The following is a 22676-nucleotide window of genomic DNA, read 5'->3' as shown; positions in this document are numbered from 1 at the left end:
GCGAGCGATCAGGGGACCGGGCGCACCCGCAGGACGACATCGGAGCTGCTGCCGTTGTCGGTGGTGATCAGGAGGTCGCCGTTGGGCAGCGAGGTCACGGCGCGCAGCCGGCCGTAGCCCTGGCCCGCGATGTTGGTGTTGAGCACCCTCGGAACGCGCTTGCCGAGGAACTTGCCGGACGCGTCGAACTTGAGGAAGACCAGCTTCTGGTCCTTGAGGGCGGCCACCGCGAGGGTGCCGTTGAACCAGCCCCACGCCTTGCCGTGCACGAAGGACGCCCCTGACGTCGCGATCGTCGGGAAGCCCGAGCTCCACTTGGCCGCGATCTGTCGCCCGGGCAGGCTCTGGTCGGTCATGGGCACCGACTCGTTGTAGCCGGGCACGGGGTTCCAGCCGTAGTCGCCACCGTTGCGGAGCAGGTTGATCTCGTCATTGCGGTCCGGTCCGTGCTCCGCCGACCACAAGGTGCCGTCCCTGCGGACCGCAAGACCTTGCACGTTGCGGTGGCCGTAGGTGTGGACGTACCGCTGCTTCCGGTTGGTCGCGTTGATGAAGGGGTTGGTCGGCCAAGGGTCGCCGGAGATCGGATCGAGCATCAGGGTCTTGCCGCCGAGGGAGGTCTTGTTGCGGGGGTTGGTCCCGGTGGCCGCGTCACCCGTGCCGACCAGCATGGCGCCGTTGTCGAGGATCAGCAGCCGGCAGCCACCGTGTCGGCCGCTGGTGGCCGGGAAGCCCTTGATGAGAGTCCGCTTGTAGGTCGCCCGGGTGGCGGTGGCGTTCAGCCGCCACACCATCACGCGCACGTCGGGCGTCCCCAGCGGGTTGCCCCCGTTGCAGGTGTAGAACCGCCCGGTTTCGGCGAACGCGGGGTCGATGGCCAGGCCCATCAAGCCCGTCTCGCCGGAGGCCCAGATCAGGTCGCTGGGCATGCGCAGGCGACGTACCTTGCCCTGCTCGATGACCGCCAGCCTGCCCGACCGCTCGGTGACCAGCAGCCGGCCGCCGCCGATCGGTTGGACGTCCCACGGGTGGTCGAGCCCGGTGGCGACCTTGGTGACGCGCAGCCGGGGAGTGGCCGCCTGGCTGCCCTGCGTTGCAGACCCGGAGCTCGCGCTTGCGCCCGGCGTCCGCGAGGAGCTCGGCTCGGAGGCCGAGGAGCACGCGGCCCCCGGCAGGATCAGGAGGGCGATCACGGCGGCGAGCAGGCGCGTCATGCCGGTCACCGTACGCCGCGACCCTTGACCGCTGTCTCCACGCACCATACGTTCCTGAGCGCGCCGCTCGGGCGGCGCTCTCCCATGTCCGGCCGACTGCCGCCGCAGCGAAAGGGCATCCGACTGATGGAGGAAACCCAGTGAAGAAACTGTTGGTCGCGTCGCTCGCGGCGGCCCTGGCAGCGGGAGTGACCCTCTCCGCACCAGGCGCCGACGCAGCGCCGCAGAACCGCGTGGTCAAGAGGGCCGTCTCGGGCGAGAAGCTCGCGAAGGCAAAGGACGAGTTCGCCAACCCCGCCGAGGACAAGCGTCGTGAGTTGCGCGAGGAGGCCCTCACCAAGGTCCTCAAGGGCAACGCCAGCGCCGTACGACGCGGAGCCAGCACGGTGGTCAAGCTCGGCAGCGGCAAGAAGGCGCAGTACGCCGAGCTGTCACGACAGACGGTCGACCGGGTGTTCGTGATCCTCGCCGAGTTCGGGGACCAGCGTCACCCCAGCTACCCCGACCAGGACACCAGCACCGCCACTCCCGGCCCGGTGCGGTTCGACGGGCCGCTGGTCAACCAGATCCCCCAGCCTGACCGCACCGTGGACAACTCCACCGTGTGGCAGCCCAACTACAGCCGCGAGCACTTCGAGAACATGTACTTCGGCGACGGGCCCGGGGTCGAGTCGCTCAAGACCTACTACGAGCAGCAGTCTTCCGGTAGCTACAGCGTCTCGGGCACCGTGACCGACTGGGTGAAGGTGACCTACAACCAGGCGCGCTACGGCCGCTCCAACGGCTTCCCCTGCGCGAGCAACGTCTGCACCAACACCTGGGCGCTGGTGCGCGACGCCGCCAACCAGTGGTACGCCGACCAGCTCGCCTCGGGTCGCAGCGCGGCCGACGTCAACGCCGAGCTGGCGACCTTCGACCAGTGGGACCGCTTCGACTTCGACCGCGACGGCGACTTCAACGAGCCCGACGGCTACATCGACCACTTCCAGATCGTGCACGCCGGCGGCGACCAGGCCGACGGCGACCCGATCTACGGCGAGGACGCGATCTGGAGCCACCGCTGGGCGACCTTCCAGAACACGACGACCGGCCCGACGGTGCCCGGCAACGGACCCGACCTCAACGGCGGCAACGAGATCGGCACCAGCGGGATCTGGATCCGCGACTACACGATCCAGCCCGAGAACGGCGGCCGGAGCGTCTTCTTCCACGAGTACGGGCACGACCTCGGTCTGCCGGACGACTACAACATCCTCTCCGGCGGCGACAACAACAACGAGCACTGGACCCTGATGGCCCAGAGCCGTCTGGGTGCCGAGGGCGAGGACTTCATCGGTGACCGCGCCGGCGATCTCGGTGCCTGGAACAAGCTCCAGCTCGGCTGGCTCGACTACGACGTGGTCGATGCCCGCACCCACCAGGACAAGACCATCCGTCTCCAGGCGCAGGCCCAGCGGGCCGGCAAGGACGCCCAGGCGGCCGTCGTGGTGCTGCCCAAGAAGGAGGTCGTGCACGAGCTCGGCGCACCGGCCTCCGGGAGCAAGCAGTTCTACAGCGGCACGGGCAACAACTTCGTGCACACGCTGTCGCGTGACGTGACGCTGGGTGCGGGCACCTCGACCCTGACCTTCAAGGCACGCTGGGACATCGAGGACTGCGGGGCAGATCCGTGCGACTACGCCTATGTGCAGGTCGACGACGGCACCGGCTACGTCGCGATTCCCGGCTCGATCGCCCATGCGACCGAGGGCAACGGGATCGACGGCACCCAGGCGACGTACACGAACGCGACCTTCGACCTGTCGGCGTTCGCCGGCAAGACGGTCAGCCTGCGGTTCGCCTACTCGACCGACCCGGCAGCCTCGGGCAACAACGCCGACGTCATCGACGGCATCTTCGTCGACGACATCTCTGTCGTCTCCAACGGCACCGAGGTGCTCACGGACGGAGCGGAGAACGGCACGACGGGCTGGACCGCCGATGGATGGAGCGCCGAGGGTGAGAGCTTCAGCACCTTCCACGACGGCTTCTACATCGCGGGTCAGCGCGCGTACACGTCCTACGACAAGTACCTGAAGTCGGGTCCGTACTACTTCGGCTACGGGAGCACGCTGCCGGACAAGGTCGACCACTACGCCTACCAGCAGGGCCTGCTGGTCTCGTACTGGGACACCGCGTATGCCGACAACGACACCTTCGCCCACCCGGGTGAGGGCCGGAACCTCTACGTCGACGCCCACCCGGCCGTGATGACCAGGTCGGACGGCGTGCCGTGGCGGTCGCGGGTGCAGGTCTTCGACGCTCCGTTCAACGTGACGGGCACGAAGGCGTTCTCCATCCACAACAACGGCACGCTGGAGACGATCGGGGCGCACCCGGCCCGGTCGACCTTCAACGACACCGACACCTACTGGTTCGCCTCACTGCCCAACCACGGCGTGAAGCTGCCGGCGGTCGGCGTCCAGATCCGCGTGCTCGCGGTGAACGGGACCGACATGAGGATTCGCGTCACCAGCTGACCCTTCGCTGGTTGAGGGGGGCCGTTGCGGCCCTCCTCAGCCGGCGTTCGGCTCGATGAGGGTGATTCCGGCCCCCGCCGGCGTTCCCATCGCGGCCAGGGCCGCACCCGCCTCGTCCAGGCCGATCCGGCGCGTGACGAGTGCTTCAGGGGAGAGCGCGCCGGAAGCGACCAGTGAGAGCATGGCCGGGTAGTCCACCGCCGGCATCCCGTGCGAGCCGAGGATCGCCAGCTCCCTGGCCAGCACCAGGTCCATCGGTAGCGCCGTCATGGCTGCCTCGCCGACGAGGAGGCCGACCTGGACGTGCCGGCCGCGTGGTCGCAGTGACCGAACCGACGCGGCCGCGACCCTGGCGTCGCCGACGGCGTCGATTCCCACGTCCGCTCCGCCATCGGTGATGTCTCGAATGGCCCCAGCCACGTCGGTGTCGTCGCGGATCTCGAGGGTCGTCTCGGCGCCGAGCCGAGATGCGAGGTCGAGGGCGTCGGCACGTACGTCGACCGCGAGGACGCGGGCGCCAACGGCCCGGGCGATCATCACGGCCGACAGTCCCACGCCTCCGCAGCCGTGGATCGCGACCCACTGCCGGCTCGTCGCTGCTGCGTGGGTGATGACCGCGCGGTACGCCGTCGAGAACCTGCACCCCAGGGCGGCAGCGGCCGCGAACGAGACCTGGTCGGGTAGAGGCACGACGTTGTGGTCGGCCCGGGGGACTGCCACCCGCTCGGCGAACGAGCCCGGCAGGGAGAACCCGGGCTGCAGTTGGTCGGGGCAGACCTGGGAGTCGCCACGAGCGCAGTACGCGCAGATCCCGCACCCGAGTACGAACGGCACGGTGACGCGGTCGCCGACGCGCACCCGCGTCACGCTCCGGCCGACCTCGGCCACCGTGCCGGCGTACTCATGGCCGGGTACGTGCGGCAGGGTCACCGCCTCGTGACCCATCCACGCGTGCCAGTCGGACCTGCACACTCCGGTCGCGCCGACCTCGAGGACCACGCCGTCATCAGGGCACAACGGCTCGTCGGTCTCGACCACCGTGGGCAGCTCGCCGACCTGGCCGTACGTCACCGCCCTCACGGTGCCAGGGTAGGGCCAGGGTAGGGGTCAGAAGGTGTGCTCCGGCCCGGGGAACGTGCCGTCCTTGACCTCGGCGGCATAGGTGCGGGCCGCATCAAGAAGCACGGCCCGCACGTCGGCGTACTGCTTGACGAACTTCGCCATCTTGCCGCTGCGCAGTCCGAAGGCGTCCTGCCAGACGAGGACCTGGGCGTCGCAGTCGGGGCCGGCGCCGATGCCGATGGTGGGGATCGTGAGCTCCTTGGTGACCTGGCCGGCGACGTCGCCGGGCACCATCTCCATCACGACCGCGAAGGCGCCGGCGTCCTGGATCGCGTGGGCGTCGTCGAGGATCCGCGACGCCGTGTCGCCACGGCCCTGGACCCGGTAGCCGCCGAGGGCGTGCTCGCTTTGAGGGGTGAAGCCGATGTGGGCCATGACCGGCACGCCGCCTCGGGTCAGCAGCTCGATCTGTGGCGTCATCTCGCGGCCGCCCTCGAGCTTGACGCAGTGGGCGCCGCCCTCCTTCATGAACCGGACGGCGGTGTCGTAGGCCTGCTCGGGGGAGCGTTGGTAGGACCCGAAGGGCAGGTCGCCGACGACCAGCGCGCGCTTGACCGAGCGCGACACCGCCCGGGTGAGGGGGAGCAGCTCGTCGACCGTCACGGGCAGCGAGGTCTCGTTGCCGTAGACGTTGTTGCTCGCGCTGTCGCCGACCAGCAGCACCTCGATGCCGGCCTCGTCGAAGGTCTGCGCGGCGTACTGCTCGTAGGCGGTCAGCATCGAGAAGCGCTCGCCGCGCTCCTTCATCTCGCGAAGGTGATGGGTGCGGATCCGCCCTCTCGGCGCCGTCGCCGGGGGCGTCGTCGCGTCGGGACCCGACCCGTAAGGGGCGGTCTCCTCCGGCTTGCTGGTCATCCCAGCAGGCTAGACCCGCTGCGTACGGTGAGGCCCGGGAACAGTCCTGTGACGCTGGTCGCAGAGGATCTCCTGCTGGTCTGGTCTGGTGCCGAGCTCGTAGGCGGACATGGCCGAAACGAGGACGCGACTGTCAGACGCCTCCAGTCGTCGGATCAACGTCGCCTTCGGTGGTCGCTGTGTCCCGATGAGCCAGACGACGACGTGGGTGTCGAGCAGATAGCTCACTCCCACTCGGCCAGCTCCTCGTCGGTCATCGGCTCGAAGAACCCGTCGGGCAGCGTGACCTCGACGAAGCCGATCTCGAGGCGCCGCGCCTGCACCGGCTCAAGACGGACGACCGGCTTGCCGGCGCGCGCGATCACGATCCGGAATGCTGGAACGAGGACCGCGTCAGCTCGTGGAGCAGCCCGCCGATCGCCACTCGGTCGCTGGCAGAGCCGGTATGGGGCGAGGCGAACCACGCGGCGTACTGGCTGATCTCGTCGAGGCGCCACTCGAGGTCGAAGAGGTCGAGCATCGCCGCATCCACGTCCTCGACGCGAAGGCCGCGCTCGACGAGCGTGCGCCAGTCGCGCTCAGCGGGTGCGAGTCGGACGGTCTCCCAGTCGACGAGCAGCAGCTTGTCGACGGCGAGCATCAGGTTGTGCTCGCCCGGCTCGCCATGCGTGATCACCCACGGCCGGCGGTGGGCAAGCCCGGCGAGCGCGTGGTAGGCGTCGGACCACTCGGCGATCGCATCGAGGCGGGCACGGATGGCCGATCGCGCGCGTTCGCCGTAGGGGCCCTCCGACCAAGGGGTGCGGCACAGCTCGGACAGGTCGGCAGGCAACGACGGTGGCGTGATCGTCGTCCAGCGCGGGATGCCAGAGGGCGGCGAGACGGCATGGAGGCGGCGCAGCATGCGCGCCACCGCGTCGAGGTCGATGCCGTCCGGGTTGTCACCCGCGACCCAGGGCGTCACCGACACGACCCCGTGGGCGAAGGGGAGGGTGAAGGAGCCGGCGTGCGAGGGCACCGGCGCCACCACGAAGTCGAGCGGGAACATCAGCCCGGAAGCCACGGCGTACGCCGTCTCCAGCGAGGCTGCGTCGTGTTTGCCGTCGACGGTGTCGAGGGTGACGAACAGGGTCGGACGGCCCTTGATCGTGGCGACCCAGTGGTGAGCGCCGAAGCCGACCGGCAGGTGCTCGACCGCGTCGATCTCCGCTGTCCACTGCCGTTGGATCACGCTCAACAGAGCTTCTTGGTCGAGACCTTCCGGGGCTTCACGCACGCGAACACCCAACCAGAGCCGTCAGCGGTCTGCTCGCCCCTACAGTGGAGCTGTGGACTTCTGGTCGTCGTATGCCCACGGCTTCGCTCGGGTCGCGGCCTGCACGGTCCCTGTCGCCATCGCCGATCCCGCGCGCAACGCCGAGATCGTGCTGGAACAGGCGCGTGCCTGCCATGACGAGGCCGTCGCGCTGGCGGTGTTCCCCGAGCTGAACCTCTGCGGCTACTCGATCGACGACCTGCTGATGCAGGACACGCTCCTCGACGGGGTGCTGGAGGCGATCGACACCATCGTGGAGGGGTCGGCGCAGCTGCTGCCCGTGCTCGTCGTCGGCGCCCCCTTGGTCCATGGCACCCGTGTGCTCAACTGCGCGGTCGTGATCCACCGGGGCCGGGTGCTCGGAGTGGCCCCGAAGTCCTACCTGCCGACCTACCGCGAGTTCTACGAGCGGCGCTGGTTCGCGCCGGGCGACGACCGGCGCGGATCGACGATCCGGCTGGGTGGGCGCGAGGTGCCGTTCGGACCCGACCTGATCTTCCGGGCCACCGACCTGCGCGGCTTCGCCCTCCACGTCGAGGTCTGCGAGGACATGTGGGTGCCCGTGCCGCCCAGCGCCGAGGCTGCTCTCGCGGGCGCCACCGTGCTGGCCAACCTCTCGGGCAGCCCGATCACGGTGGCCCGCGCCGAGGACCGCAGGCTGCTGGTCAGGTCGGCGAGCTTCCGCTGCAACGCCGCCTACGTCTTCTCCGCCGCGGGTCAGGGCGAGTCGACCACGGACCTCTCGTGGGACGGCCAGACGATGGTCTACGAGTGCGGCGACCTGCTGGCCGAGAGCGAGCGGTTTCCTGACGGTCCACGTCGCTCGGTGGCCGACGTCGACCTCGACCGCATCCGCCAGGACCGCATCCGTCAGGGCACCCACGACGACAACCGGCGGACGCTGGGGATCTCGACAGGCTCGATCGGGGAGCGGACGTTCAGGTACGTCGACCTCGAGCTGTCCGTGCCCACCGGCGACGTCGGTCTGCGGCGCAAGGTCGACCGCTTCCCGTTCGTGCCCGACGACGCTGAGCGCCTGGCGCTGGACTGCTACGAGGCCTACAACATCCAGGTCTCCGGGCTCGAGCAGCGGCTGCACGCGATCGGCCAGGGCTCCGGCAACCAGCCCAAGGTCGTGATCGGCGTCAGTGGCGGCCTCGACTCGACGCACGCGCTGATCGTGGCGGCCAAGGCCATGGACCGGCTCGGGCGCCCGCGCTCCGACATCCACGCCTTCACGATGCCGGGGTTCGCGACCGGCGAGACGACCAAGGGCTACGCGACACGGCTGGCCAAGTCGCTGGGCGTGACCTTCGAGGAGCTCGACATCACCGCGGCCGCCCGCCAGATGCTGGCCGACATGGACCACCCGTTCGCCGAAGGTGAGCCGGTCTACGACGTGACGTTCGAGAACGTGCAGGCCGGCCTTCGCACCGACTACCTGTTCCGGCTGGCCAACCACCGCGGCGGCATCGTGCTCGGCACCGGCGACCTCTCCGAGCTGGCGCTGGGCTGGTGCACCTACGGCGTGGGCGACCAGATGTCCCACTACGGCGTCAACGCAGGCGTGCCCAAGACCCTGATCCAGCACCTGATCCGCTGGGTGATCAGCTCAGGACAGCTCGACGGACCGGACGGGTCCGGGGACACCAACGACGTGCTCGGAGAGATCCTCGACCAGGAGATCACCCCCGAGCTGATCCCCGAGCAGGACGGCGTGAAGAAGCAGGCGACCGAGGACATGGTCGGCCCCTACGCCCTGCAGGACTTCACGCTCTACCACGTGATCCGGCGGGGCTACCTGCCGAGCAAGATCGCCTTCCTGGCCTGGCACGCGTGGCACGACGCGTCGGCGGGGGAGTGGCCGCCCGGCTACCCGCAGGCCAAGCACACTGCCTACGACCTGCCGGCGATCCGGCACTGGCTCGAGGTGTTCTGCAAGCGGTTCTTCGCCAACCAGTTCAAGAGGTCGGCGCTGCCCAACGGTCCCAAGGTCAGCGCCGGCGGCACGATGAGCCCGCGCGGCGACTGGCGGATGCCATCCGACGCCGACGCGGTCGCCTGGCTGGCCGAGCTCGGGGCCAACGTTCCCTGATAACTGACGCTCCGATCAGTCTGTTGGCCCTGTTGGCCCTGTTGGCACCGCGCTGCGTCTGGCATATTGCACGGAGCCGTCGTCCCGAGGGAGAGCCCATGCGCACTCGTCCACTGATCGCAGCTTCGTTCCTGGCGCTCGTGCTGCCCCTGGCAGCGTGTGGCGGGGACGGCAGCTCCACGGCAACCGAGGAGCCGACGGGCGGCGGCCAGACCACGGAGGCCACCGGCGACCAGACGGTCTGCGCGGGCGAGACGACCGACCTGCTCAAGGAGATCTGCGACAAGGGCGTGCTCACGGTCTCGACGGACCCGGCGTACCCACCGCAGTCCTCGCTCAACGAGCAGACCGGTGACTTCGAGGGCTTCGACATCGACGTGGCCACCGAGATCGCCAAGCGTCTCGGCGTCGACGTCGCGTGGGAGACCCCGCAGTGGGACGTCATCACCGCCGGCAGCTGGAACGGCCGCTGGGACACCACGGTGGGCTCGATGACGCCCACCAACGACCGCCAAGAGGTGCTGTACTTCACCCAGCCCTACAACTACACGCCCGCAGTCGTGGTGACGCTGGCCGACGACGACTCCGTGAACGACCTCTCCACCGACCTGGACGGCAAGAAGATCGGCGTCTGCAGCGGGTGCACCTACGAGCAGTTCCTCAACAAGGACCTCACGATCGACGGCTACACCTTCGACTTCGTCATCGACGACGCGAAGGTCTCCGGCTACGACACCGACACGACCGCCCTGCAGGACCTCGCCAACGGGCGCCTCGACGCGGTGATCACCTCGGTGACGACCGCCCAGGGCTACATCGACGCCGGCAACCCGGTGAAGATCGTGGGCGACCCGGTGTTCTACGAGCCGCTGTCGGTGGGCTTCGACAAGAGCTCGGACCCGTCGTCGGAGTCGCTGTTCGAGGCGGTCGACCAGATCGTGGCCGACATGCACGCGGACGGAACGCTGACTGCGATGTCGAACGAGTGGTACGGCCTGGACCTCACGACCCAGCAGTGAGCGTCCACCCCCGTGAGTGACACCTGGGAGCGGGTGCAGCTGGCATCGGCCCGGATCCCGTTCCGCATCAAGACGGGGGCGGTCTGGATCGCACTGTTCGCGTTCCTCGGGTTCGTCGGCAGCTCGGCAGGCTTCGACCTGCAGTGGATCCAGGACAACATGCGCTACATCGCCGGCGGGCTGCGCTACACGATGTACACCGCGCTCGGTGGCATCGCTCTCGCCGTCGTCATGGCGCTGCTTGGAGCCCTGGCGCGGATCTCCCGCAACCCGGTGGCCAACGGCATCGCGGGGTTCTACGTCTCGTTCTTCCGCGGCACGCCCCTCATCGTGCAGATGTTCCTGCTCTACCTGGCTTTGCCGCCTGTCGGTCGCAACCTGGCCGCCAAGTACGACTGGCTCCCCGAGGGCTTCGCTGACTGGTTCCTGCTGGACGTCATGACCGCCGGCATCATCGCGCTGGGCCTCAACTACGGCGCCTACATGACCGAGATCTTCCGGGCCGGCATCCAGTCGGTCGCCGCGGGCCAGGGGGAGGCCGCAGACGCGCTCGGCATGACCTACCTGCAGAAGATGCGCAAGGTGGTGCTGCCGCAGGCGCTGCGCGTGATCATCCCGCCGACCGGCAACGAGTTCATCGCCATGATGAAGGACACCGCGTTGGTCTCCTTCCTCGGAACGACCGTCGACACGATGGAGATCTTCCGGCGGGCCCAGCTGGTGGGGAAGCACGACTTCAAGAACCTCGAGGCCTACGTGGCGGTCGCCCTCCTCTACTGGGCACTCACCGTGCTCTTCACCTACTTCCAGGCGCGCCTGGAGCGACGGCTCGGCCGCGGCTACGACCGATCCCACGTCGTCAAGCTGGCCGAGGCATCCTTGCGGCAGAGGCGTGCGGCGGGTCCCGCATGACCGGCACGAGCACCGACGTCGTCGTCCGGATCGAGGGACTCCACAAGAGCTTCGGCCACCTCGAGGTGGTCAAGGGGGTCGACCTGGACGTGCACCGCGGCGAGGTCGTGGTGGTCTTCGGCAGGTCGGGGTCGGGCAAGTCGACCGTGCTCCGCTGCGTGAACTTCATCGAGGACCCGACCGAGGGCTCGATCGAGGTGGCCGGCATCCGCCTCGGCGGCGGTCACCGCACCCGGCGCAAGCGTGAGCAGATCCGCCAGCTGCGGCTGCACGTCGGCATGGTGTTCCAGCAGTTCAACCTGTTCCCCAACATGACGGTCCTCGACAACGTCACCTGTGCGCCGCGGATGGCCGGGAAGGGCAGCGAGACCGAGATCGCCCAGCGGGCCAAGGACCTGCTCGACCGCGTGGGGCTGGCGGACAAGGCGCGGGAGCACCCGGCCCGGCTGTCGGGTGGCCAGCAGCAGCGCGTCGCCATCGCACGAGCGCTGGCGATGGAGCCCGACGTGATGCTGTTCGACGAGCCCACCTCGGCCCTCGACCCCGAGCTCACGGGCGAGGTGCTGTCGGTGATGAAGACGCTCTCGACCGAGATGCACATGACGATGATGGTCGTCACCCACGAGATGGGCTTCGCTCGCGAGGTGGCCGACCGGATGGCCTTCTTCCACGAGGGCAGGATTCTCGAGGAGGGGCCGCCGTCCGAGCTCATCGCCTCCCCTCGGTACGCCGAGACGCGGGCGTTCCTGGAGGCCGTCCTCTGATGAGCGGTCGCACGCGGCGGAAGGTCGAGGTCCGCCGCGAGGAGATCCTGCTGACCGCGATCGCCCAGGTCGAGGAGGTCGGCCTGGCCGCCGTACGCGTCTCGGACGTCGCGTCGGCTCTCGGCATCAGCACCGGCTTGGTGTTCTACCACTTCGGCACCAAGGACGAGCTGGTCGCCGAGGCGTTCACCTACGCCGTGGAGCGTGACCTCGCGGCGATGGAACGCGCCGCTGCCCGTCGGGGTCCGGTGCTCGACCGCATCCGCGCGGTGCTGCGCAGCTACGGGCCGACGGGGAGCGCGGCCGGCTGGCGGCTGTGGGTCGACGGCTGGGCCCTGGCCCAGCACGAGCCCGTGATCGCGGAGCGCTACCGGGTGCTGGACGACCGCAGTCGGCGGATCCTGCGCGACCTCGTTGACGAAGGCGTCGCGGACAGCTCATTGACCTGTGTCGATCCGGGAGCGAGCGTCAGTCGGCTGCTGGCCCTCCTCGACGGCCTCTCGGTGGCCGCCGAGGTGCATCGGTCGGTGAGCCGGGCCCAGCTGCGCCGTTGGGTCAACGGCGCGATCGCGACTGAGCTCGGTGCCAGCTAGGGAGTGCTCGGCTGCAGGGTGAGGGCGGTGACGAGCTGGACCCACCAGGCGTTCACGGCCTCGGCCGAGGTCGTGATCGTCGCGGACCGCTGCTGGACGGCCGCGGTGACGTCGTCGCTGAGCTCGTCCCAGCTGGCCACCGTGTACGTGCCACATCCCATGGTGCCGTTGCTCACGAGGTACGCCGTCGGCAGCTGGTTGGCTGCCAGCGGCAGGTTCGCGCAGTACATCAGCTGGCTCTGGCAGCCGTTCTTGGTGTCCAGCGGCAGGGCTCCGCCATTGGGCAGGACCTGGTGACTGCACAGTTGGAGGGCCGTGTCGCTCTGGACCAGGAAGTCCGAGCTGCTCAGACCTCGGACGTCCTCGGCAGTGAGGTCGACCACGACGGTGGTGGCGCCGGGCACGACGGCCTCGCTCGTGCTGACGAAGGCGGCGTTGGCCGGGGGGCCGGCGACGAGGGTGACGACACCGACGGTGGCAGCGGCGACGGCAACGGCGACCCGGGTGATGGTGCTGCGGATGGTGGTGTTCATGGTCTGCTTCCTGAGAGGTCCTGGTGGTCGCTGTCGGTCAGGGGGTACTGGTGATGTTGTTGTTGAGCATCATGAGGAACGCGATCAGCTGGGCCGTGGTCATCTGGGTGGCCTGGTAGCTGGTGCAGACGTAGGTGTTGTCAGGGTTGAAGACGATGCCGGCGATCTCGTTTCGGGGGTTGACCTTGCGCGCACACCGCTCCACGAGCGTCGGGCAGGCAAATTCCATCGTCAGGCTCATCTGGAAGCCGGCCTGGGGGATCACCTGGTCCTTGCAGATGCCGTCGGCCGTGTTGAACGCGAGATCGCTGACTGAGGTGTAGATGTTCTGGTGCTCCGCGGGAGTCAGGTCGACGTAGGTCTTCTTGGTGACGGTGTCCGGCCCGACGAAGGCCGCGTTGGCCGTCGGCGCGGAGAGGAGCGTGGTCGCGCCGACCGTGGCGGCGGCGACGGCAACGGCGAGGCGGGCGATGGTGCGGCGGACGGTGGTGGTCATGGCGGGCTCCTTGGTGAAGTTCGTGGGTCGCGTGGTGGCTCAGAACGAGATCCCACCCGTCTCGGTCGGCGCGCAGGCAACGGCCACCGGGTCCGTCTCGCACCTGACGTCACCCCACAGGCTCGGCACGATGGTGGTCACCCCGAGCAGGTAGTTGGTCCTCTGGTCGATCCACGAGACCTTGGCCTCCACCCGGTACTCCTCGCGCGTCGACGTTGCGGGTCGCTCGAAGGTCCACCCCGGTGCCACCCCACTGCCTCCGGGGTCAGTCGAGACCTGGACCTGGCCGGTGTCGACCTTGGTCCAGACATCGAAGCTGTCGTGACGCTGGAGGGTGTACTCGACGACCACGGTCTGGCTGGTCTCCGACCCATCGCCCTCGTCCAGGTGCCACACCGTGAGCGGTGCCACCTGCAACCCGGCGCTCGGCCTGTCCTCACCCACCGCGCTGATCATCGGAGCAGGCACGTAGACCCGCCCTCCGGGCTGGGCCTCGGGCAGGACCGTGAAGGCCGAGGCAGGGCCGCCCACGGCCAGCGTCGAGGCAACCGAGGCGGCCAGGAGCACCCCGGCTCCCAGGATCGTGATTCGGCGGGCGGGCGTGGCGATGGTGGACATCGATCTTGCTCCTCAGGGTCTCGGGTCGGTCTGAGCAAGGATCGAGACGAGCAGTGCCGCGCACCGTTCCAACGCCGACACAGGACCGGAAACCGCGGCCATTGACACCATTTGCGGCCTCTGGCCCCGTTTGTGTACTCCTCACGACAGACTCTCGGAGAACCTTCTCGCCAGCCTTGCGGCCGTTGCCGTTTGGCCCAGACGAGGAGACCGACTGAGATGGCCCGCTTACAGGTGCGCATTGCCGCGTGGCGAACCCGCACCCCTACCCGCGCACTGATGCTCGGACTCGTCCTGGCGACGCTCGCGGGCCTCCTCCACCTCTCGTGGGGGGCTGTCCCCGCCCAGGCGGCGACCGTCACGTCCGACTTCGCCCCCCCGGCCCTGCTCAACCCTCGTGTGGTGGCCAAGGCTGCAACGCCGCACGCGGCGGCCCTGCGCAGCATCCAGGACAAGGCTGTGCAGCAGGTGCTCGCGCACCATGGCCTGCCCGCGACCGATCGCGATGCTGTCTTGAGCTGGGGACGCGACGAGGCCCTCGCGACGATGTGGGGCCTGATGATCGAGGCCGTCCAGACCGACCCGGGACAGCGCACGGCCGAGCAGGAGGCGCTGCGCGACTGGCTCGCCACGGAGGTCTGGACGCGCATGAGGGTCGGCGCACGGTCGGTCGGCCAGGAGTACGTCGCGTGGATGGGGGTGGACGCCGCCAGGTTCGAGGAGCTGTTCTCCCGCGGCACGCTCGATGAGCTGCGCGCCTTCCTGGCCCCGCCCGACACCGTCCACCCGTGCGACTACACACCGCCGGCGCCGTTCGAGGCCGAGAACTTCGAGCCCCTTCAATCCCACGCCGACGAGATCTGCGCCGATGGCGCCGAGAACGGCGTGACCTGCTGGTACGACCTGTGCGCCTACATGCCGAGCTTCGAGCAGTTCACCCGGTGGGGTGCTGCGCGTCAGCACACCACGCAGTGGGACACCGGCCTCGAGCGCGGCGTCGCAGCTGTCGGTGCCGCGGCCTATACCCGGTATCTCGAGGCGGTCGCCCAAGCAGGCAACAGCTCCGCGGCGCTGTCGCCCGTCGCGCGCGGCGGGGCTGCCATCGCCTTGCACACCGAGGCTTCGGCAGCCGGGACTCCCGGCAGCGCCCTGGTCGACCACTCCTCGCAGCTGACGGCCCTGGCGCCGTGGGCGTCGGCATCGTTCGCCGACCTCAACAAGCGGATCATCGCGGCCGACGCGGCGTTGCTCCGCGCGCTGGTCGTCGGTGCCAACCCGAACGACCGCCTGTGGGGCAACTGGATGGCCGCTCTCATCGTCGAGGCGCGGCGCAAGCCCGCCCCGGAGGCCATGTTGGCATTCGCCGACTCGCAGACGGTGCTGTTCAGCGTCTTCGTCGAGGCGACGCTCCCGCAACCGCGGACCGAGGTTGCGTGCGACAACACGTTGATCCCGGTGCCCGACTACGGCATCTCCGACTTCATGTGGCTGCTGGCGCACCCGACCAGTACCCAGAGCGCCGAGGAGCGGACACCGTGCCTGAACCGTTCGCCGATCCCCGAAGCCGACCCGGCCGGGCTGCAGTTCGTGGTCCGCCCGGACGGCACCGACCAGCGGATCCAGACGCCCTCGATCTCGGTCCGCTATCTCGACAGCGGGCCTGGCTTCCTGACGCCGACGACGTCCACCGTGCGTCTGGACGGGCAGTGGTTCGTCCAGGACGTCACCAAGCGACAGAGCTCCGAGGACGTGCAGAGCCTGAGCCTGACCTTCCAGGACTGGGAAGGTCGCCGCAACGTCGTCTCGGTCGTCGGTGACCCCAAGGGCGGCTTCCGATTCGCAGGCATCAAGGACGCGAGCGCGGCCGACGTGCCGATGGCCGAGACGTGCCGCTCGAAGTTCCTGTGCTGGACGAGCGACTCGATCCGCTACGTCGATGCCGACGGCCACCGGCATGAAGCGTGGGTCCGCCCCTTCCAGGGTCCGAGCGGCCAGCCGTGGCACAGCCTCGCCGAGGCCGGTGCGCCGGCCCAGTTCGAGGCCAACGGCTTCGCCCCGGCGTACCTCAACGGCGCTTCGACCTACCGGTGGCGCTTCCAGACCGACGACTGCCGCGGGCTGTGCACCACGGCGGACGGTGACCCGGTCTACGCCGAGCCAGTGGCGGGTGAGTCCAGCACGGTGACCTGGTCCGCGCCGGGTATGCACCTCGTCGAGCTCACTGCTACCGACGCGGCAGGACAGGTGGTCGTGACGACCATCAAGGTCCCGGTGGCCCCCGCCGCCCCCGTCCTCATGCTTCCCGTCTGCGCTCCGAGCCACGACGAGGACTGGTGCAGCCCTCGTAGGTGGGAGGTCGGCAGGGCCACGTTGGTCGGGACGATCCGCACGGTCGGCGCGCTGGACGTCGCCGAGGTGGGCGTCGACTGGGGTGACGGCACTCCCGTGAAGGCCGTGAGGGCCGGCCCCGACGGCGCACTCCCAGCGTTCATCGAGCTCGAGGTCTCCGGCGATGGAGCCGGGTCCTACCAGCTCTCTGCCCTGCACGACTACGCGCGGCCTGGCACCTACTCGGGCTCCGTGGTGGTCCGCGACATCTTCGGCACCACGACGACGATGGCCTTCACCGAGGTCGTCGGCCTCGAACAGCGGATCACCATGACGCCCCTGGAGACACAGCCCTACGGCGCCCGGTTCACACCGACGGCCACCGGTGGTGGGTCGACGGCACCGGTGTCCTTCACGGCTTCGCCCGCGTCGGTGTGCACGGCCTCAGGCGCCAACGGTGCGGTCATCACGCTGGTCGGCGTGGGGAACTGCACCGTGACGGCCAACCAGGGGGGCGATGCCCGCTACCGGCCGGCCCTGCCCGTCAGCAGCAGCTTCTGGGTCAAGCAAGCACCTCTCGTCATCGAGGCGGGAGACCAGTCCGTGGCAGTTGGCGACCCCGTCGCCACTGACCACTGGTCTGCGCGCGGCTGGGTCAACGGTGACGACGAGAGCGCGCTGACGAGCCGACCCGCCTGTCGGGTGGAAAGCATTCCCAGCAAGCCTGGTGTGTACCCCGATCTCATCACCTGTAGCGGGGCGAAGGCCGCGAACTACTCCATCTCCTACACGGCCGGCACGCTGACCGTCGACCCCCAAGTGACGATGCGGACTGCCGGGCTCCCGGCAGACCTGGCCCAGCAGGGCGTGGCGGACGGTCAGCAGGTCAACCTCCCCATGACGCTGCGAGCCGTCGCGTTCGGCAGCTCACACACCTATGCGTTCCGACGCTTCGTGGCGGAGAAGTCGGGTCTGCTGCACATCACCACGCACCCAGGCACGACGGGACCCGTGACGGACCACCTCGACCTCGTGGCGACGTACCGGACGATGGCCGAACTGGGCCAGGCAGCTGTGCAGGCGGGCGCGGTGAGCGCGAAGCGGAACGACTCACTCGCCGGGCAGTGGTCAGCCGTGGAAGCGGCGATCCTGGCTGGCCAGCAGCCCGAGGCAGCCACGGCCATCATCCGGTTCGTCGACGACCTCTCGTCCCTGGAGCGGGGAGGCCTGCTGGCGCCCGAGCTGCAGGCACTGGTCGACCACGCGCGAGCGGTCGCCGAAGGCCTCTGACACCGATTTCAACCGCAACTGGCGCGACCGTCACCACGGTGACGGACCGTCGACGGATGGGCCACGAGCCTGGACCCATCGCCGGACAACGAAGACAAAAGGGAGCAACGACGATGAACAAGCGTGCTCGACGCGGGCTGTCCGCGATCGCCATCGCCGCTGGTGTGCTGGCGCTGGGCCCTCAGCCGGGTTCCAGTGCCGAGGGTCCGGCCGAGACGACCGTCACGGTCGTGTCAGGACGCATCGACATCCAGCTGAGCCAGACCGACACCGGCGCGGCCGCGGAGTCCTTCGCGGCTGCCGAGGCCACCTGCGCGAAGCTGAACCTCACGGTCTACGGCGTGTACCTCGTGACCCAGCGGCTGAACTACCCGGCGTGCCCGGTCGCCGTCCAGATCTGCGCGATGGCGGCGCTGGGCACCGGCCAGCCCGGAGTCGTGCACGCCTACCACGACTACTTCGACTGCGAGGACTGAGCGGACGCTCGGTCGAGGGGGCAGTGGTGATCACCAGGATGAGTGAGCAGATGGTCGTGGCGACCATCGTTCGCCGGTGTGCTCTTGCTGTCGGGGCAGCGCTCATGGTGCTGTCGTCGCTGGCTCTGGTTCCCGTCGCTCAGGCTCCTGCGCAAGCGGTCGATGAGTGGTGCACCCTCGGCGCCGATGGTCTGTCCGACTGCGTGGAACCGTCGGCCGAGACTGAGCCCGGGTCCTCCACGCTGCTGACCCCGCAGGCCTACGCCACGATGTCCCCCGAGCAGGCGATGCTGTTCCGGCGCCTGGAGGACCAGGCGGTCAGCCTGACGATGGAGCTCTACCAGCTCCCCGCGGACGACGCGCGCTACGTGAGTGCGTGGGCACGCCAGGCCACCTTGGGTGTGTTGCGGAAGCTGGTCTTCAAGGCAGTCGACACCCTTCCCTGGGAGCGCACTCCGGACGAAAGACTGGTGGCCGCGTGGATCGGGGACCAGGTGGCCAAGCGCATGCGGGCAGCGCGTTACCAAGAAGGCGAGGAGTACGCGCGGTGGGCCGGCCTGGACGTCGAGCACTACTGGGACTTGGTGCACGGGGGCGCATCCGTCTCAGCCCTGACCGAGTTCCTCGCCCAACGTCCGGTGGACATGAACGGAGCAACGCCCGCGACCTCGACCGGTGGGTACTGCATCTACCGTCCCCCAGCGGGCTTCACCGACTACAACCCGGACACACTGCAGATCTGCCACGCTCCGTGCCAGAGCGGCTTCAGCTGTGCGCCGGAGCCGACCGTCGAACAGTTCGTGGCCTGGGGCGCCGCCCGAGCGGATGCCTACACCAAGATGGACGACCCCGACTTCACGGTGCGCATGGGCGAGGTCGTGATGGGCGCAGCGGAGGCCGGGGGCCTGGCTGTCGACCTGTGGGCCATGAAGACCGCCCAGAACACCGACCACTTCGGTGAGATCGTCAGGCGCCTCAACGGGCGGCGGGAGTTCATGGTCTCCATGAGGGAGGGGATCACAGCGACTGAGGCACAGATCTACAAGGCCTACCAGGGTATGGACTACGACTTCGTCTCAGCGCTCCAGCGCGCCATCAGGTCGGCCGCCAAGGCGCCCCTCTCGCAGGTGCGCATGATCATCGAGTCGGCGATGGCCCTTCCCACCCTGGACGCCACCAAGGGCGAGTCCTATGCGGTCAGCAAGGTCGTGCGGGCCGTCACCACCAAGGTCATCGACACACTTCTCGACAACCTGGCCACGAAGGGCGTCGGCCTGTTCAAGGTCGTTGCGAGCTATGCGCAGAAGCTGGCCGGAGCGGTCACCGGCTGGTCGGCCGACATCTTGCTGTTCAACCTGGACGCGCTGGTCCAGGCGTCGATGAACCTCGATGCCGCCATCAAGCGGCCCGGTCAGATAGCCGCACACGTGGTGTACGCGCGGGACTTCAAGCACGATGCCGAGCGCTGGACGGCTCTGGGGATGCGGCACCTGGTGCTCTTCGAGTTCATGGATGCGGTTGCACCGACGCCGGCAGCGAGGCCGATCCGGCCGCCGGCGGCGTTGGACCCCCAGTTCCTGATCCGAGACCTGGACGGCAGCTCGCGCTCCCAGTCATCCTCACTGGGTCTCGGACGGAACTTCGAGGACGTGTGGACCCCCGTCACGCTCCGGGTCTCCGGACGCTGGGCGGTGGAGAAGTGGATCGACCCGGTGGTGGGCGTGGACACGCAGGGGCTCGAGCTGAGGTACACCAGTCACGACCTACAGCCCGAGGTCGCGTACCTGGTGCCTCATGCGGACGGCCGCTACTCCTTCTTCGTGATGGCAACCGAGCGTGCGGGCTTCAACCGGGAGACCTGCAAGGAGGACGGGACCTGCTGGGAGAGCGACGAGCTGAGGTACCTGGACGGCGCGGGTCTGCCGAAGATCGCCCGGCTGGAGGTGCCCCGTCCGGCGACCGGCGACGTGCAGGTCAGCACGACGGCGCCCTCGCCGGGGCTGGCGGTGACGTTCGCCGGTGGCTCGTTCGCACCGGGTGGCGCGCAGGGAATGTTGACCTACAGGTGGCGCTTCCAGCGTGAGGGGTGTGCAGGGATCACCGGCTGCGTGACCTGGTACGACGGCCGTCAGGTGCGGTTGTACGACCCCGCAGTCTCGGGGTTCACGGCCAGCCGTGCCTGGACCGAGCCGGGCACCTACCAGGTCGAGGTGACCGTGACCGATGCCATGGGCCGCAAGGCCGTCAACACGATCGCCATGGAAGTAGGGGGCTAGTCGGATGTTGCAGTCGATGGTTCAGAGAGTGGCTCGTGTCGCTGTCCTCCTCCGAATAGCGGTCATTGCTGGCACAGCGCTCCTGACGTCCTCGCTGGTGGCACTGGTCCCCGCGGGCCAGGCATCGGCTCTGGCGGCGGATGAGTACTGCACGCTGGGCTCGGAGGGTCTCACGGACTGCGTGAGCTATCTCGTCGATCCCGAGCCCGGGTCGGCCACCCTGCTCAAGCCTGAGGCCTACGCGTCGATGACTCCCGCGCAGGCCACGGCGTTCCGGAACCTGGAGGCGGATGCGGTCAGGGCCACCTTGTTCCTCTACCAGCTCCCCGCCTCCGATGCGCCGTACGTGCACGCCTGGGCGAGAGACGACGTCACCGGGATGCTCCACAAGCGCATCCTCAAGGCCGCGCAGACGCGGCCCGCCGAGCGGACGGCTGACGAGAACCAGGCGATGTCCTGGCTCGGCGAGCGCATGATGGCGCGCGCCCGGAAAGCAATCCTTCAGGAGGGGGAGGAGTACGCGAGGTGGGCGGGTCTCGATGTCGAGAGGTACTGGGCCATGGTGCGTGACGGAGCCTCGAAGGCCGCGCTGACCGACTTCTTCTCCCAGACGCCTCGGGACATGGACGGCCCGACCCGGTCGACCTCCACCGGTGGCTATTGCGTCTACCGGCCGCCGGCGGGCTATCTCAACGACTACGACCCCAGCAAGATCCAGTCCTGCAACCTGCCGTGCACCAACGGCTTCAGCTGTGAGCCCTTCGTCCCCGTGGAGGACTTCGCGGTGTGGGGAGCCGCCCGCGTCAGGGCCTACGACGAGGCGCGGAACCAACGGCTGTCACTCGATGGAGCTCAGATGCTGCTGACCTCGTCGCGCCTCGGGAGTGTCGCCTGGCATCTACGCGAGGACCTGCGGAGCCGTCAGGACCTGGCGAGGTGGCTCGTCGAGACCTACAAGGCCGAAGAGGACGCCATGGCCGTCTTGGCGGACGACATCGCTGATGCCGCGGACGGCCTCAGCTACGAGGAGGCGTTCGACCTCCCCGAGTTCAAGCTGCAGGACGCCGTGCAGGAGTTGTTCCAGACGGGCATCGACGATGGTGCGGAGGCTGCCATCAAGGACAGCCACATGCTGACCTTCTTCCAGGGCAGCGTCGACGACGACGTGCTGAACCGCACGTCGCTCGGCGTCACGCAGGTCCTCGAGGACCTGGGCAAGTACCAGGCCCGCATGATCAAGCTCGCGAACAAGATCTTGCTCAGCAGTGCGGGACTGCTCGCCGACACCATCATCACCGCGGTCACGACGCTCATCGATGCCTCCTTCTTCCTGGCCGCGCAGGAGGAGCTTCCCGGGCGCATCGCCGGCCAGGTGGTCTACGCCCGGGACACCAAGCCGGACTTCCGTGACTGGGTGGTCGTGCCCTCCGCACTGAACGGCAACCTGAACGCCGTGCGACTCGAGCTCTTGGATGCCCTCGCGCCCAATCCCGCTTCCTGGCCCGTCAAGGCGGCGCACGCCGCCGACCCTCGCTTCCTGGTCAGGGACCTGGACGGCAGCCACGGGACCCAGACCTCCACCCTCGATCTGGCCAGGGTCGTCGCGGACCGCTGGACACCGAGCTGGACGCGCGTCAGTGGGCGCTGGGCCATCGGGCGTTGGTTCGACGCCAACGTGGGTCCGGAGGTGCACTCGCTTGACATCCAGTACACCAACCACGACCTCCAGCCCCGGCTCGCGTGGTTGATGCCCCACGAGGACGGCCACTACTCGTTCTTCTCGATGCCCCCGGGATTGATGGGCTCGGACCGCAGTACCTGCCTGGTGGACGGGACCTGCGAGGAGAGCGACGAGCTGAGGTACATGGACAGCAACGGTCTGCCGAAGGTCGCCCGGCTGGAGGTGCCGCGTCCAGCGACCGGCGACGTGCAGGTCAGCACGACGGCGCCGTCGCCGGGGCTGATCGTGAAGTTCACCGGTGGCTCGTTCGCGCCGGGTGGTGCGCAGGGGACGTTGACCTACAAGTGGCGGTTCCAGCGCGAGGGTTGCGCGGGGATAACGGGCTGCGTGACCTGGTACGACGGGCAGCAGGTGCCCTCGTACGCCCCCGCTGTCTCGGGCTACACCGCGACCAAGGCGTGGACCAACCCGGGCACCTACCAGGTCGAGGTCACCGTCACGGACGCCATGGGGCGCAAGGCCGTCAAGACGCTGGCGGTCAGGGTGGGCTAGAACTACTGATCTGTGAGT

The 22676-nt window shown here is 68.8% G+C and carries 18 protein-coding genes; 10 read left to right on the top strand and 8 right to left on the bottom strand.

From position 1 onward, the window contains the following. Positions 1 to 8: 8 nt before the first annotated feature. Positions 9 to 1214 carry a PQQ-dependent sugar dehydrogenase gene (locus ISU10_RS03535; protein WP_194694986.1) on the bottom strand — a complete coding sequence of 402 codons (1206 nt, stop codon included), beginning with the start codon at positions 1212 to 1214 and terminating at the stop codon, positions 9 to 11. 140 nt (positions 1215 to 1354) lie between these two features. Between ISU10_RS03535 and ISU10_RS03530 the strand changes: the two genes are divergently transcribed. Beyond that, on the top strand, positions 1355 to 3733 hold the full coding sequence (locus ISU10_RS03530) for an immune inhibitor A domain-containing protein (protein WP_194694985.1): 2379 nt from the start codon (positions 1355 to 1357) through the stop codon (positions 3731 to 3733). A 36-nt stretch (positions 3734 to 3769) separates the two neighbouring features. Here ISU10_RS03530 and ISU10_RS03525 read toward each other — a convergent pair whose 3' ends face one another. The 4 genes from ISU10_RS03525 to ISU10_RS03510 form a co-directional block, all read right to left on the bottom strand. After that, positions 3770 to 4813 carry a zinc-dependent alcohol dehydrogenase family protein gene (locus ISU10_RS03525; protein WP_194694984.1) on the bottom strand — a complete coding sequence of 348 codons (1044 nt, stop codon included), beginning with the start codon at positions 4811 to 4813 and terminating at the stop codon, positions 3770 to 3772. Positions 4814 to 4840: 27 nt separating this feature from the next. After that, positions 4841 to 5710, bottom strand: a complete 870-nt coding sequence (gene panB, locus ISU10_RS03520; RefSeq protein ID WP_194694983.1) for a 3-methyl-2-oxobutanoate hydroxymethyltransferase — start codon at positions 5708 to 5710, stop codon at positions 4841 to 4843. Between the two features lie 224 nt (positions 5711 to 5934). Continuing rightward, positions 5935 to 6075 carry a hypothetical protein gene (locus tag ISU10_RS03515; RefSeq protein WP_194694982.1) on the bottom strand — a complete coding sequence of 47 codons (141 nt, stop codon included), beginning with the start codon at positions 6073 to 6075 and terminating at the stop codon, positions 5935 to 5937. Next, positions 6072 to 6941 (bottom strand): phosphotransferase, encoded by an 870-nt coding sequence (locus tag ISU10_RS03510; protein ID WP_370864708.1) that lies wholly within the window; start codon positions 6939 to 6941, stop codon positions 6072 to 6074. The genes ISU10_RS03515 and ISU10_RS03510 overlap by 4 nt, the downstream gene beginning before the upstream one ends. Before the next feature lie 97 nt (positions 6942 to 7038). On the opposite strand from ISU10_RS03510, the gene ISU10_RS03505 reads away from it, so the two are divergent. The 5 genes from ISU10_RS03505 to ISU10_RS03485 all read left to right on the top strand — a co-directional run bounded on the left by ISU10_RS03505 (position 7039) and on the right by ISU10_RS03485 (position 12408). Then, positions 7039 to 9120 (top strand): NAD(+) synthase, encoded by a 2082-nt coding sequence (locus ISU10_RS03505; protein ID WP_194694980.1) that lies wholly within the window; start codon positions 7039 to 7041, stop codon positions 9118 to 9120. A gap of 98 nt (positions 9121 to 9218) precedes the next feature. Beyond that, positions 9219 to 10139, top strand: coding sequence for a transporter substrate-binding domain-containing protein (locus tag ISU10_RS03500; protein ID WP_194694979.1), 921 nt, complete (start codon positions 9219 to 9221; stop codon positions 10137 to 10139). Positions 10140 to 10151: 12 nt separating this feature from the next. Further along, the gene (locus ISU10_RS03495) at positions 10152 to 11051 is read left to right on the top strand and encodes an amino acid ABC transporter permease (protein WP_194694978.1); all 900 of its coding nucleotides are present in this window, start codon (positions 10152 to 10154) and stop codon (positions 11049 to 11051) included. After that, positions 11048 to 11815, top strand: coding sequence for an amino acid ABC transporter ATP-binding protein (locus tag ISU10_RS03490; RefSeq protein WP_194694977.1), 768 nt, complete (start codon positions 11048 to 11050; stop codon positions 11813 to 11815). Before ISU10_RS03495 ends, ISU10_RS03490 begins: the two co-directional genes overlap by 4 nt. After that, the gene (locus ISU10_RS03485; RefSeq protein WP_194694976.1) at positions 11815 to 12408 is read left to right on the top strand and encodes a TetR/AcrR family transcriptional regulator; all 594 of its coding nucleotides are present in this window, start codon (positions 11815 to 11817) and stop codon (positions 12406 to 12408) included. Before ISU10_RS03490 ends, ISU10_RS03485 begins: the two co-directional genes overlap by 1 nt. Here ISU10_RS03485 and ISU10_RS03480 read toward each other — a convergent pair. The 3 genes from ISU10_RS03480 to ISU10_RS03470 are packed head-to-tail and all read right to left on the bottom strand — an operon-like array spanning position 12405 to position 14055. Next, entirely contained in the window at positions 12405 to 12941 is a 537-nt protein-coding gene (locus ISU10_RS03480) for a hypothetical protein (RefSeq protein ID WP_194694975.1), read from the bottom strand. The genes ISU10_RS03485 and ISU10_RS03480 overlap by 4 nt on opposite strands. Before the next feature lie 37 nt (positions 12942 to 12978). Beyond that, positions 12979 to 13437 (bottom strand): hypothetical protein, encoded by a 459-nt coding sequence (locus ISU10_RS03475; RefSeq protein ID WP_194694974.1) that lies wholly within the window; start codon positions 13435 to 13437, stop codon positions 12979 to 12981. 39 nt (positions 13438 to 13476) lie between these two features. Continuing rightward, positions 13477 to 14055: a hypothetical protein gene (locus tag ISU10_RS03470; protein ID WP_194694973.1), complete on the bottom strand. Its 579-nt coding sequence runs from the start codon at positions 14053 to 14055 to the stop codon at positions 13477 to 13479. 279 nt (positions 14056 to 14334) lie between these two features. On the opposite strand from ISU10_RS03470, the gene ISU10_RS03465 reads away from it, so the two are divergent. The 4 genes from ISU10_RS03465 to ISU10_RS03450 all read left to right on the top strand — a co-directional run bounded on the left by ISU10_RS03465 (position 14335) and on the right by ISU10_RS03450 (position 22658). After that, positions 14335 to 17673 (top strand): MBG domain-containing protein, encoded by a 3339-nt coding sequence (locus ISU10_RS03465; RefSeq protein WP_194694972.1) that lies wholly within the window; start codon positions 14335 to 14337, stop codon positions 17671 to 17673. Positions 17674 to 17786: 113 nt separating this feature from the next. Next, positions 17787 to 18149, top strand: coding sequence for a hypothetical protein (locus ISU10_RS03460; protein ID WP_194694971.1), 363 nt, complete (start codon positions 17787 to 17789; stop codon positions 18147 to 18149). A 38-nt stretch (positions 18150 to 18187) separates the two neighbouring features. Further along, positions 18188 to 20425, top strand: a complete 2238-nt coding sequence (locus tag ISU10_RS03455; RefSeq protein WP_194694970.1) for a hypothetical protein — start codon at positions 18188 to 18190, stop codon at positions 20423 to 20425. 97 nt (positions 20426 to 20522) lie between these two features. Then, positions 20523 to 22658: a PKD domain-containing protein gene (locus ISU10_RS03450; protein ID WP_194694969.1), complete on the top strand. Its 2136-nt coding sequence runs from the start codon at positions 20523 to 20525 to the stop codon at positions 22656 to 22658. The last annotated feature ends 18 nt before the right edge of the window (positions 22659 to 22676 follow it).

Origin of the sequence: Nocardioides agariphilus, from assembly GCF_015352445.1 — a bacterium.
Taxonomy (GTDB): Bacteria; Actinomycetota; Actinomycetes; order Propionibacteriales; family Nocardioidaceae; genus Nocardioides; species Nocardioides agariphilus.
This window is presented reverse-complemented; position numbering and strand designations above follow the sequence as displayed.

Bases quoted from the DNA above. Each gene is read 5' to 3' on its own strand.
- ISU10_RS03535 (WP_194694986.1), bottom strand. From the start codon at position 1,214: ATGACGCGCCTGCTCGCCGCCGTGATCGCCCTCCTGATCCTGCCGGGG.
- panB (WP_194694983.1), bottom strand. From the start codon at position 5,710: ATGACCAGCAAGCCGGAGGAGACCGCCCCTTACGGGTCGGGTCCCGAC.
- ISU10_RS03500 (WP_194694979.1), top strand. From the start codon at position 9,219: ATGCGCACTCGTCCACTGATCGCAGCTTCGTTCCTGGCGCTCGTGCTG.
- ISU10_RS03490 (WP_194694977.1), top strand. From the start codon at position 11,048: ATGACCGGCACGAGCACCGACGTCGTCGTCCGGATCGAGGGACTCCAC.
- ISU10_RS03485 (WP_194694976.1), top strand. From the start codon at position 11,815: ATGAGCGGTCGCACGCGGCGGAAGGTCGAGGTCCGCCGCGAGGAGATC.
- ISU10_RS03480 (WP_194694975.1), bottom strand. From the start codon at position 12,941: ATGAACACCACCATCCGCAGCACCATCACCCGGGTCGCCGTTGCCGTC.
- ISU10_RS03475 (WP_194694974.1), bottom strand. From the start codon at position 13,437: ATGACCACCACCGTCCGCCGCACCATCGCCCGCCTCGCCGTTGCCGTC.
- ISU10_RS03470 (WP_194694973.1), bottom strand. From the start codon at position 14,055: ATGTCCACCATCGCCACGCCCGCCCGCCGAATCACGATCCTGGGAGCC.
- ISU10_RS03465 (WP_194694972.1), top strand. From the start codon at position 14,335: ATGCTCGGACTCGTCCTGGCGACGCTCGCGGGCCTCCTCCACCTCTCG.
- ISU10_RS03460 (WP_194694971.1), top strand. From the start codon at position 17,787: ATGAACAAGCGTGCTCGACGCGGGCTGTCCGCGATCGCCATCGCCGCT.
- ISU10_RS03455 (WP_194694970.1), top strand. From the start codon at position 18,188: ATGAGTGAGCAGATGGTCGTGGCGACCATCGTTCGCCGGTGTGCTCTT.